Origin of the sequence: Streptomyces hygroscopicus subsp. hygroscopicus, from assembly GCF_001553455.1 — a bacterium.
In the GTDB taxonomy this organism is placed as follows: domain Bacteria; phylum Actinomycetota; class Actinomycetes; order Streptomycetales; family Streptomycetaceae; genus Streptomyces; species Streptomyces hygroscopicus.
In genome coordinates this window covers 38826-49650 of the sequence record NZ_BBOX01000167.1, presented here as the reverse complement: position 1 = coordinate 49650, position 10825 = coordinate 38826, and the positions used below count along the sequence as shown (strand labels likewise).

General features: G+C 71.6%; 11 protein-coding genes. 1 reads left to right on the top strand and 10 read right to left on the bottom strand.

The window, feature by feature from the left end; translation table 11 throughout:
* Positions 1–404 precede the first annotated feature (404 nt).
* The gene (locus AXW62_RS18775; RefSeq protein ID WP_060945532.1) at positions 405–2102 is read right to left on the bottom strand and encodes a hypothetical protein; all 1698 of its coding nucleotides are present in this window, start codon (positions 2100–2102) and stop codon (positions 405–407) included.
* Between the two features lie 378 nt (positions 2103–2480).
* Here AXW62_RS18775 and AXW62_RS18770 point away from each other — a divergent pair, with 378 nt between their 5' ends.
* Positions 2481–4310, top strand: a complete 1830-nt coding sequence (locus AXW62_RS18770; RefSeq protein WP_060945531.1) for a DUF8508 domain-containing protein — start codon at positions 2481–2483, stop codon at positions 4308–4310.
* 143 nt (positions 4311–4453) lie between these two features.
* Here the strand turns inward: AXW62_RS18770 and dapD are convergent, their stop codons facing one another.
* From dapD to sufD, 9 genes are all read right to left on the bottom strand, one after another.
* A complete protein-coding gene (gene dapD, locus AXW62_RS18765; RefSeq protein ID WP_060945530.1) occupies positions 4454–5446 on the bottom strand; it encodes a 2,3,4,5-tetrahydropyridine-2,6-dicarboxylate N-succinyltransferase in 993 nt (330 codons plus the stop codon).
* A 64-nt stretch (positions 5447–5510) separates the two neighbouring features.
* Positions 5511–6050 carry a TetR/AcrR family transcriptional regulator gene (locus tag AXW62_RS18760; protein ID WP_060945529.1) on the bottom strand — a complete coding sequence of 180 codons (540 nt, stop codon included), beginning with the start codon at positions 6048–6050 and terminating at the stop codon, positions 5511–5513.
* Positions 6050–6370, bottom strand: coding sequence for a DMT family transporter (locus AXW62_RS18755; RefSeq protein ID WP_030841030.1), 321 nt, complete (start codon positions 6368–6370; stop codon positions 6050–6052). Before AXW62_RS18755 ends, AXW62_RS18760 begins: the two co-directional genes overlap by 1 nt.
* Before the next feature lie 106 nt (positions 6371–6476).
* The gene (locus AXW62_RS18750; protein WP_030841027.1) at positions 6477–6815 is read right to left on the bottom strand and encodes a metal-sulfur cluster assembly factor; all 339 of its coding nucleotides are present in this window, start codon (positions 6813–6815) and stop codon (positions 6477–6479) included.
* Positions 6812–7276: a Fe-S cluster assembly sulfur transfer protein SufU gene (gene sufU, locus AXW62_RS18745; protein WP_030841024.1), complete on the bottom strand. Its 465-nt coding sequence runs from the start codon at positions 7274–7276 to the stop codon at positions 6812–6814. Before sufU ends, AXW62_RS18750 begins: the two co-directional genes overlap by 4 nt.
* An 11-nt stretch (positions 7277–7287) precedes the next feature.
* Positions 7288–8544 carry a cysteine desulfurase gene (locus AXW62_RS18740; RefSeq protein ID WP_030841021.1) on the bottom strand — a complete coding sequence of 419 codons (1257 nt, stop codon included), beginning with the start codon at positions 8542–8544 and terminating at the stop codon, positions 7288–7290.
* Positions 8541–9305, bottom strand: a complete 765-nt coding sequence (sufC, locus tag AXW62_RS18735) for a Fe-S cluster assembly ATPase SufC (RefSeq protein ID WP_060945528.1) — start codon at positions 9303–9305, stop codon at positions 8541–8543. The genes AXW62_RS18740 and sufC overlap by 4 nt, the downstream gene beginning before the upstream one ends.
* Before the next feature lie 7 nt (positions 9306–9312).
* On the bottom strand, positions 9313–9636 hold the full coding sequence (locus AXW62_RS18730; RefSeq protein ID WP_030841014.1) for a non-heme iron oxygenase ferredoxin subunit: 324 nt from the start codon (positions 9634–9636) through the stop codon (positions 9313–9315).
* Entirely contained in the window at positions 9633–10802 is a 1170-nt protein-coding gene (gene sufD, locus AXW62_RS18725; protein ID WP_030841011.1) for a Fe-S cluster assembly protein SufD, read from the bottom strand. The genes AXW62_RS18730 and sufD overlap by 4 nt, the downstream gene beginning before the upstream one ends.
* Between the last annotated feature and the right edge of the window lie 23 nt (positions 10803–10825).

Sequence of the window (10825 nt, the reverse complement as noted above, 5' to 3'; positions counted from 1 at the left end):
CCCGCCGCGTGAGCGCCCGCCGGGTGAGCGTCCGCCGGGTGAGCGCCCGCCGGGTGAGCGCCCGCCGGGTGAGCGCCCGCCCGCGTGAGCAGGGCCCACGCGGGCGGGGCCCATACGGGCGGGGACGCATGACCTCGAGCCCGCGCCCCGAGCCCGCGCCCGTCCGGACCACGCCACGCGGACGCGACCCGCGAACGCGACCCGCCACGAGACATCGGCGACCGGACGGGGGCGTCAATCGGCCGCGAACGCCAGGCGGCCGATCTCGGCCCGGGCACGCCAGGCGGCCGACCCATGGACACCGGGCAATCGGCCCGCCGACACCAGACAACCAGCCCACGGGCACCGGGCGGGGCCGGCCCGCGGACGTCGGCACCCGCCCGGACGCGGTGGGCGCGGAGCGGTCAGGCCCGCGAGCGCGCCTTGAAGGCGGCCTTGCGCGCCTCCTTGGCCGCCTTTTTGTCCGGATGCAGCCGCCCCATCGCCTCCAGCACCTCCGCCGTCGCCGGGTGGTCCACCCGCCAGGCCGAGTCGAAGAAGCTCCCGGACTGGTCGACCAGCCCCCGCACCAGATCCCGCAGCTCCGCCGAGTCGCCCTCGGTGGCGAGCTGGGCCGCGAGGGTGTCCACGGTCAGCCAGAAGACCATCTCCTCCGACGGCTCCGGAACCCCCGTCGCCCCGTGCTCGGCCAGCCAGACCCGGGCCAGCCCGCCCAGGTGCCGGTCGTCGAGCACCTCGCGCAGCGCGGGCTCGGCCGCGGTCCCGACCAGCGAGAGCGTCTGCTGGCAGGTGAGGCGGCGCAGCGGCGCGCTCTCGTCGTCGCCGCGGGCGGCGGCCAGCAGCTCCCGGGCCGCTTCCTCGGGCGTACGGCGGGCCAGCCACTGCTCGGCCTCCGCCTGCGCGGCGGGCTCGGGGTGGCCGGGGAGGGCGTCCAGCAGGATGTCGGCGCCCTTGTCGGCCAGGTCGCCGACGGCCGGGGCGTCGATGCCCGCCTCGGCCATCCGGGACCGTACGGCGTAGACGCCGAGCGGGGTGAGCCGGACCATGCCGTAGCGGGAGACGTCCTCGTCCTCCAGCTCCTCGACCGGCTCGGCCTCGTGGATCCGGCCCTCGCCGTCCACCTCCTCGATCAGCGCCTCGTCCACCGGCTGGTAGTCGATGAGACCGGTCGGGGCGAGCAGCCGGAACTGGTCGTCCAGCCGCACCATCGCCTCGGAGATCTCTTCGAGGACGTCGTCGGTGGGCTCGTCCATGTCCTCGGGGACGATCATGGAGGCGGCCAGCGCGGGCAGCGGTACGGAGGCCGCGGCGGCCTCCTCGTCCAGGGCGGTCAGCAGATAGAGGTTGCCCAGTACCCCGTCGAGGAACTCGGCCTCCTCCTCCGGGTTCCAGTCGAGGGCGTCGAGGTCGAGTTCACCGTCCTCGCTGAGCTGGTCGGCGATGTCGGCCAGGTCGGGGGCGGCGGCGTCGGCCAGCACTGTCTCGAAACCGTCGAGCCAGAGGTCCAGGATGTCGCGGGGGCCGCCCTCGGTGATCAGTCGCAGCTCCTCGCCGCTGGTCGCGACGGCGGAGAACTCGCCCCCGGCCGCCGCCCCACCGGTCGCCCGGAAACCGTCGTCCCCGGCCGGGGACGACGCCTCGGGCGGCAAGGACTCCCCGGGCCTGTCCCCAGGCCGGGAGGGCACCTCGGCTCCCGTAGCCGCCTCGGCCCCCGAGGACCCCCCGGCCCCCGCAGCCGCCTCGGCCCCCGAGGACCCAGAGGACCCCGGGGCCCCAGAGGACCCCTCGGCCCCCAAAGACCCCTCCGCCTCCGAAGACTCCCCGGGCTCGCGGATCTCGACCAGCCCGATGTCCACGGCCAGCTGCCACGCCTGCGCGGCGTACACCGGTCCGTCCTCGTCCGCCGCGAGTCCCAGCAGCTCGACCGCCGCCCGCAGCTCGCCCTCCGGCAGCGCCCCGCCCGGCGCCACCGGCTTCCCCGGCTCGGCCCAGCGGGCGAGCCGGACCGCGCGGGAGAGCAGCGGTGCGGCGAGTGCGTCCCGCGCGAGTTCCGCGTCGCTGCGGAGCCGCACGGGCGGCATGGTGGGGCGCTCTTCTGGCATGGGCGGACGTCACTCCTCGGGGCGCCGGTGTCGCGGCGCGCGTAGGGGGCGGTCGGGATAGGGGAACGTGGGGGCACGGCTGCGCGGATGTACCGGCACGGGTGCGCAGGCGCGGCCCGGACCCCAGCGTAGACGGAACGGGACGGCACTTTCGTCCCGATGTGGCCCCGCGTCACGGCAAGTGGTGAATTCGGCCAGCGGGGCGAGGGAACCGGCCGGGCGGAAGGACGGGTGCCGGACCCGGGTTCACGCTCCCGTCCCGCTCCGGCCATGCGCCGGTCACCGGCCCTCCCTTGACAACTTCTCCGGCGAGGACAGAGATTGACGCGCGTAGAGGCCACCTCCCCGCCCGTTCACTCCTTTCCGGAGGCCACCACCATGTCCCCTCGCGCCCCGCGCGGACCCATCGCCGTCACCGCCGTCGTCGCCTCCGCCCTCGCGGCCGGGCTGCTGGCCGTGCCCTCGTCGGCCTCCGCCGCCGACATCCGCGTCCATGACATCCAGGGCGACACCCGGGTATCCCCGCTCGCCGGACAGCAGGTGACCGACGTGCCCGGCACGGTCACGGCGATACGTGCCTTCGGCTCGTCGCGCGGCTTCTGGATCCAGGACACCGAGCCCGACGACGACCCGGCCACCAGCGAAGCGATCTTCGTCTTCACCGGGTCGACCACGCCCTCGGTCGCCGTGGGCGACTCGGTGCTGGTCTCCGGGACGGTGTCGGAGTACTACCCGGGCGGCAAGGACGCCGGTCTGCAGTCGCTCACCGAGCTGTCCAAGGCGACCTGGACCGTCCGGTCCTCGGGCAACGCGCTGCCCGCCGCGTACCGGCTCAACCCCTCCACCATCCCCGGCCGTTACGCCCCGGACGCCGGCGGCGGCTCCATCGAGGGGCTGCGGCTGCGGCCGCGCTCGTACGCCCTGGACCGCTACGAGTCGCTGGAGGGCATGCGGGTCTCGGTCGAGGACGCGCCCGTGGTCGGCGCGACCAACACCCACAAGGAGCTGTGGGTGACCGCCGAGCCCCACCATCAGCGGACCGCACGCGGCGGCGCCCTCTACGGCTCGTACCGCGACCCGAACCCGGGCCGGGTGAAGGTGGTCTCCCTCCTCCCCTACGCCGAGCACCCCTTCCCGGTCGCGGACGTCGGCGACGCGCTGACCGGCACCACGGCCGGACCGCTGGACTACGACAACTTCGGCGGCTACACGATCGCCGCCACCGCGCTGGGCGAGCCGGCCGGCCACGGCCCCGAGCGGGAGACCACCCGCGAGCAGAAGGCGGACGAACTCTCCATCGCCACCTACAACGTGGAGAACCTCTCTCCCAAGACCGCCCGGTCGAAGTTCGACCGGCTGGCCGCCGGGCTGGTGGAGCACCTGGCCTCCCCGGACATCGTCGCGCTGGAGGAGGTGCAGGACGACAACGGCCCGACCGACGACGGGGTGGTGAGCGCCGGTGTCACGCTGAAGAAGCTCACCGACGCGATCAAGGCGGCGGGCGGCCCCTCGTACGAGTGGCGCCAGATCGATCCGGTGAACGACCAGGACGGCGGGCAGCCGGGTGGCAACATCCGCGTCGCGTTCCTCTACAACCCGGAGCGGGTCTCCTTCACCGACATCCCGGGCGGCAACTCCACCACCCCGGTGACGGTCGAGCGGCAGGGCGGCAAGGCCACGCTGTCGGCCTCCCCGGGCCGTATCGACCCGGCGAACGGCGTCTGGAAGGACAGCCGCAAGCCGCTGGTCGGGCAGTTCTCCTTCCGGGGCCGCCCGGTGTTCGTGGTCGCGAACCACTTCAACTCCAAGGGCGGCGACCAGGGCCTGGACAGCCGCTTCCAGCCCCCGGCCCGCTCCTCGGAGACCCAGCGCACCGGCCAGGCCGCGGCCGTCAACACCTTCGTCAAGGAGCTGCTGAACGCCGACCCGAAGGCGGCGGTGGTCGTCGCGGGCGACCTCAACGACTACCAGTTCTCGCCCGCGCTGGCCGAGCTGACCAAGGGCGGTGTGCTGACGGATCTGGTGACCCGGCTGCCGAAGGACGAGCGCTACGGCTACGTCTACAACGGCAATTCACAGGTGCTGGACCACATCCTCACCAGCCGCGCGCTGAGCCGCCGCGCCGACTACGACATCGTCCACCTCAACGCCGAGTTCGCGGACCAGTCCAGCGACCACGACCCGCAGGTGGTGCGGGTGCGCCCCTGAGCGGCGCCTTCCGGGGTGCGGGGGCCCTTGCCCCCGCACCCTCGCAGGCCCGTTGTACCGCTGGGAGGTGCCCCCTGGCGGAACGGGTGGGCACCACACCACCCACCGGCCCGCACCCGGCGGCGAAACCCAGCGCGCCGACCTCAGTTGTGGCTGTGCAGCGCCTCGTTCAGACCGCCCCAGGAACCGGTGCGGGGCAGCGCCTCGACGGTGCCGGTGACCGAGTTGCGGCGGAAGAGGAGGTTGGTGACGCCGGACAGCTCCAGGGCCTTGGCGATCTTGCCGTCCGGAAGGGTGACGCGGGTGCCCGCCGTCACGTACAGCCCCGCCTCGACGATGCAGTCGTCGCCGAGCGAGATGCCCAGGCCCGCCTCGGCGCCGAGCAGGCAGCGCTCACCGATGGTGATGGTCTGCTTGCCGCCGCCGGAGAGGGTGCCCATGATCGAGGCGCCGCCGCCGATGTCGGAGCCGTCGCCGACCACGACACCCGCGCTGATCCGGCCCTCGACCATGGAGGTGCCGAGCGTCCCGGCGTTGAAGTTGACGAAACCCTCGTGCATGACGGTGGTGCCCGGGGCGAGGTGTGCGCCGAGCCGCACCCGGTCGGCGTCGCCGATGCGGACGCCGGAGGGGACGACGTAGTCGGTCATCCGCGGGAACTTGTCGACACTGGTCACCGTCAGCTGAAGCCCCTCGGCGCGGGCGGCGAGCCGGGCCCGCTCCACCTGGTCGGCGGCGACGGGGCCGAGCGAGGTCCAGGCGACGTTGGCCAGCAGGCCGAACTGGCCGTCCAGGCTCAGGCCGTGCGGCTTGACCAGCCGGTGGCTGAGCAGGTGCAGCCGCAGATAGACGTCGTGCGCGTCGAGCGGCTTTTCCTCGAGCGATGCGATGACCGTGCGGACGGCGACGACCTCGACGCCGCGCCGGGGGTCCGGTCCGACCGCCTTGAGGGCGTTCTCGCCCAACAGCTGCGCGGTGCGTTCGGCGTCCAGCCGTTCGGTCCCGGCCGGACCGGGCTCGTCGGTCAGCTCGGGGGCCGGGAACCAGGTGTCGAGAACGGTGCCGTCCTCGGTGAGGGTGGCGAGACCGGCGGCGACGGCGCCGGTGCGGGTGGTGGGTGCATCGGTCATGGTCAGAACGCTAACCTCAGGCGGCCCCGGGAGGCGAACCGGTCTCAGCGGCCGGCACCGCCCCGTCGCGTCAGCCGGTCACCCGCTCGAACGCCGCCCGCACCGCGGCCCGGTCGAACGGCCGCCCCGTCAGCAGCAACTGGAGCAGCAGCCCGTCGAAGAGCGCCACCACCCCCCGCGCGGCCGACAGGTCGCCGGTGCGGCGGACCAGCAGGGCGGCCGTGTCATCGAGGTACGCGGCGACGATCGGGCGCACCGGGGCGCGCCGCAGGGCGGTGACGTACAGCTCGTACTCCAGCTCGAGCCGCTTCCGGTCCCCCTCCAGCAGCCGTTCCACCAGCGCGGTCATGGCCTCCGCGAGCGGCACTTCGGCGGCGGTGTCACGCTCCCAGCGCTCCATGTCGGCCACCCACTCGGCGCTGACCTGCTCCAGGGCGGCGACCAGCAGATCGTCGAGGGTCGCGAAGTGGTACGTGGTGGACCCCAGCGGCACATCCGCCGCGGCGGCCACGGCCCGGTGGCTGAGCGCCCCGATCCCGCGCTCCCCGACCACCGTGATCGCGGCGTCGATGAGCCGCTGCCGCCGCTCGGGGTCGTAGCGGCGGGGCATCAGTGGGCGCCGTTCAGATTGAGCACCACCACTCCGGCGATGACCAGCAGGACCCCGATCACCTTGGCGGCGGTCAGCGCCTCGCCCAGGAAGACCATGCCGACGGCGGCGATGACGGCGGTCCCGGCTCCGGACCATATGGCGTACGCGGTGCTGACGGAGATGGACTTGAGCGTGTGCGCGAGCAGCACGAAGGACAGCAGATAGCCCGCGCCGGTGGCCAGCGACGGCCAGAGTCTGCTGAACCCTTCGCTGTACTTCATCGAGGTGGTCGCCAGGATCTCGGCCAGGATGGCTCCGGAAAGCGTCACATATGCCATGCGTACGAGCGTACACAGCGTTGCGTACGGCCGTACACAACACCGGGGCCCGGATAGGCGAACGGCCCCCGCGCCGCGCGGGGGCCGTTCCCGGAACCAGGTGCCGTCAGACGTTGAAGCCGAGCGCGCGCAGCTGCTCACGCCCATCGTCGGTGATCTTGTCCGGGCCCCACGGCGGCATCCAGACCCAGTTGATCCGCAGCTCGTTGACGATACCGTCGGTCGCGGACTTGGCCTGGTCCTCGATGACATCGGTCAGCGGACAGGCCGCCGAGGTGAGCGTCATGTCGATGGTGGCGATATTGCCGTCGTCGACATGGATGCCGTAGACCAGTCCGAGGTTGACCACATCGATGCCCAGCTCGGGGTCCACGACGTCGTACAGGGCCTCGCGGACCTCTTCCTCACTGGCGGGCTTGGTGGTGGTCTCCACGTTCTCACTCATGCGGTCTTCCCTCCGGCGGTCTCGCCCAGTGCCTGCGCGGTGGCGTCCTTCCACGCCATCCAGCTCAACAGGGCGCATTTCACACGGGCCGGGTACTTGGAGACACCGGCGAACGCGATCGCGTCCTCCAGCACCTCCTCCATGGCGTCGTCCGGCTCGGCCCGGCCCTTGGACTGCATCAGCTCCAGGAAGGTCTCCTGGATCTTGCGGGCCTCGGCCAGCTCCTTGCCGACCAGCAACTCATTGAGCACGGAGGCGCTGGCCTGGCTGATCGAACAGCCCTGGCCCTCGTAGCTCACGTCCTCGATGGTGTCGCCGTCGAGCCGCACCCGGAGCGTGATCTCGTCACCGCAGGTCGGATTGACATGGTGTACCTCCGCGTCCCCGTCCCGCAGCCCCCTTCCGTGGGGGTTCTTGTAGTGGTCCAGGATCACGTCCTGGTACATCGAATCCAGCTTCACGCGGCACGCCCCTACCCGAAGAAGTTCCGTACGTGCTCCAGGCCCTCCACCAAGGCGTCCACCTCGGCCGGAGTGGAGTACAGATAGAACGACGCCCGGGTGGTCGCCGGAATTCCGTAGCGCAGGCAGACCGGACGGGCGCAGTGGTGGCCGACCCGGACCGCGATGCCCTGCTCGTCGAGCACCTGGCCCACGTCGTGGGGGTGGATGTCGCCGAGCGTGAAGGAGATCGTGGCACCGCGCTCCTCGGCCGTGGTGGGGCCGATGACGCGCAGTCCGGGCACCTCCAGGAGCCTGCCGACCGCATAGTGGGTGAGGGCGTGCTCATGGCGGGCGATGTTGTCCATGCCGATCGAGGAGAGGTAGTCCACGGCCGCGCCGAGGCCGACGGCCTGGGCGATCGGGGGCGTACCGGCCTCGAACTTGTGCGGCGCCGGGGCATAGGTGGACGAGTGCATCGAGACGGTCTCGATCATCTCGCCGCCGCCGAGGAACGGAGGCAGGTCCTCCAGCAGCTCCTGGCGGCCCCACAGCACCCCGATGCCGGTCGGACCGCACATCTTGTGGCCGGTGAAGGCCACGAAGTCGGCCTGGAGCGCCTGCACGTCCAGCGCCATGTGCGGAGCGGCCTGGGAGGCGTCGATCACCACCAGGGCGCCGACGTCCTGGGCGCGGCGGACGATCGCCTCGACCGGGTTGACCGTGCCGAGGATGTTGGAGACCAGCACGAACGAGACGACCTTGGTCTTCTCGGTGATGACCTGCTCTATCTCCGACAGGTCGAGCCGGCCGTCCTCGGTGAGGCCGAACCACTTCAGCTTCGCGCCGGTGCGCTGCGAGAGCAGCTGCCACGGAACGATGTTGGAGTGGTGCTCCATCTCGGTGATGACGATCTCGGTGTCCCGGTCCACCCGGTAGGGCTCATCGGCCCAGCCGAGCATGTTGGCGACCAGGTTCAGCGACTCCGACGCGTTCTTGGTGAAGATCACCTCGTCGCGGCTGGGAGCGTTGATGAAGGCGGCGACCTTGTCGCGGGCGCCCTCGTACAGCGCCGTGGCCTCCTCGGCGAGCACATGGACGCCGCGGTGCACATTGGCGTTGGAGCGCTCGTAGTAGTCGTTCAGCACGTCCAGCACCTGGCGCGGCTTCTGCGAGGTCGCCGCGTTGTCCAGGTAGACGAGCTTCTTGTCGTCGTGGACGACACGATCCAGGATCGGGAAGTCCTTGCGGATCGCCTCGGTGTCGAGGAGGCCCGGCAGCTGTGTCACTCGGATGCGCCTCCCTTCACGTACGCCTCGTAGCCCTCTTCCTCGAGCTTGTCGGCCAGCTCCGGGCCGCCGGACTCGGCGATCCGGCCCGCCGCGAACACGTGGACGTGGTCGGGCTTGATGTAGCGCAGGATGCGGGTGTAGTGGGTGATCAGCAGGGTGCCCACCTGACCCGACTCACGGACGCGGTTGACGCCCTCGGAGACCACCCGCAGCGCGTCGACGTCGAGGCCGGAGTCGGTCTCGTCGAGGATCGCGATGGCCGGCTTCAGCAGCTCCAGCTGGAGGATCTCGTGGCGCTTCTTCTCACCGCCGGAGAAGCCCTCGTTCACGTTCCGCTCGGCGAAGGACGGGTCGATCTGGAGGCGCTCCATGGCCTCCTTGACCTCCTTCACCCAGGTGCGCAGCTTGGGCGCCTCGCCGCGGATCGCGGTGGCGGAGGTGCGCAGGAAGTTGGAGACGGAGACGCCGGGCACCTCGACCGGGTACTGCATGGCGAGGAAGACACCGGCGCGGGCGCGCTCGTCGACGGACATCGCGAGCACGTCCTCGCCGTCCAGCGTCACGGTGCCGCCGGTGACCGTGTACTTCGGGTGACCGGCGAGCGAGTAGGCCAGGGTGGACTTGCCGGAGCCGTTGGGGCCCATGATGGCGTGCGTCTCGCCCTGCTTCACGGTCAGGTCGACACCGCGCAGGATCTCGCGGGGGCCGCCTTCGGCGTCGACGGAAACGTGCAGGTCGTGGATCTCAAGCGTGGCCATGGGTGCCTCAGGACTCCTGGGTGACGGAGACGAGCACATCGTCCCCTTCGATCTTTACGGGGTATACGGGGACCGGACGCGTCGCGGGGAGGCCGGACGGCTTGCCGGTGCGCAGGTCGAAGCTGGAGCCGTGCAGCCAGCACTCGATCTGGCAGTCCTCCACCTCGCCCTCGGACAGCGAGACGTTCGCGTGCGAACAGATGTCGCTGACCGCGAACACCTCGCCCTCGGTGCGCACGAGGGCCACGGGCACGCCCTCGAGCTCGACCCGTTTGGGGGTGTCTTCCTCGAGTTCGTCCAGCGCACAGGCGCGTACGAAGGTGTTGGTCATCCTACGGACGCCTCCAGCTCGGCCTCGATCTTGGCGATGAGCCGCTCCTCCAGGTCGGGGATCCCGATCTGCTGGACGAGCTCGGCGAAGAAGCCGCGGACCACCAGACGGCGGGCCTCGTCGGCCGGGATACCGCGGGCCATCAGGTAGAACAGCTGCTCGTCCTCGAAGCGGCCGGTCGCGCTGGCGTGACCGGCGCCGACGATCTCGCCGGTCTCGATCTCCAGGTTCGGCACCGAGTCGACACGGGCGCCGTCGGTGAGGACCAGGTTGCGGTTGAGCTCGTAGGTGTCGGTGCCCTCCGCGGCGGCCCGGATCAGCACGTCGCCGATCCACACCGCGTGCGCCTCCTTGCCCTGCAGCGCGCCCTTGTAGGCCACGTTGCTGCGGCAGTGCGGGGTGTCGTGGTCGATGAAGAGCCGGTGCTCCTGGTGCTGGCCGTTGTCGGTGAAGTACACGCCGTACAGCTCGGCCTCGCCGCCCGGGGCGCCGTAGACGACCCGCGGGTGGAGCCGCACCAGATCGCCGCCGAAGGTGACGACCACGGACTTGAAGGTCGCGTCCCGGCCGACCAGCGCGGTGTGCTGGCCGGCGTGCACCGCGGTGTCGTCCCAGTCCTGGACGGAGACCACGGTGAGCTTGGCGCCGTCGCCGATCAGGTACTCGACATTGGCGGCGAGCGTGGCGTCACCGGTGTGGTCGATGACCACGACCGCCTCGGCGAAGGCCCCGACCTCGACCACCTGGTGGCCGAAGGCGGTGCCGCCCTCGCCGCGCACGGAGATCCGCACCGGCTCGGTGAGCACCGTCTCCTTGGGCACCGAGACGACCGACGCCTTCTCGAAGGAGCTGTACGCCTGGGCCGCCACCCGGTCCACCGGCTTGCCGGCCCTCCCCAGGCGCGCGTCGTCTCGGCCCACGGTCTCGACCGTGACGCCCTCGGGGGCGGTCACCTCGACCTTGACGCCGCCGTCGGCGACAGCCGTGCCGTCATGAAGACCGCGCAGCCGCTCCAGCGGGGTGAACCGCCAGTCCTCCTCGCGGCCGTGGGGCACCGGGAAGTCGGCCACGTCGTACGACGCGGGCGCGCTCACCCGGGCATCGGTGGGCTGGCCCACCTGGATGACGCCGTCCGTGGTGGATCCGGCCGGGATGGTTTCAGCCATGGCTGTCGTACTGCTCGCTTTCT

What these genes read in the sequence shown, in the direction of transcription:
- AXW62_RS18775 (WP_060945532.1), bottom strand. Translation starts at nt 2,102, where the DNA reads ATGCCAGAAGAGCGCCCCACCATGCCGCCCGTGCGGCTCCGCAGCGAC.
- AXW62_RS18770 (WP_060945531.1), top strand. Translation starts at nt 2,481, where the DNA reads ATGTCCCCTCGCGCCCCGCGCGGACCCATCGCCGTCACCGCCGTCGTC.
- AXW62_RS18760 (WP_060945529.1), bottom strand. Translation starts at nt 6,050, where the DNA reads ATGCCCCGCCGCTACGACCCCGAGCGGCGGCAGCGGCTCATCGACGCC.
- AXW62_RS18755 (WP_030841030.1), bottom strand. Translation starts at nt 6,370, where the DNA reads ATGGCATATGTGACGCTTTCCGGAGCCATCCTGGCCGAGATCCTGGCG.
- AXW62_RS18750 (WP_030841027.1), bottom strand. Translation starts at nt 6,815, where the DNA reads ATGAGTGAGAACGTGGAGACCACCACCAAGCCCGCCAGTGAGGAAGAG.
- sufC (WP_060945528.1), bottom strand. Translation starts at nt 9,305, where the DNA reads ATGGCCACGCTTGAGATCCACGACCTGCACGTTTCCGTCGACGCCGAA.
- AXW62_RS18730 (WP_030841014.1), bottom strand. Translation starts at nt 9,636, where the DNA reads ATGACCAACACCTTCGTACGCGCCTGTGCGCTGGACGAACTCGAGGAA.
- sufD (WP_030841011.1), bottom strand. Translation starts at nt 10,802, where the DNA reads ATGGCTGAAACCATCCCGGCCGGATCCACCACGGACGGCGTCATCCAG.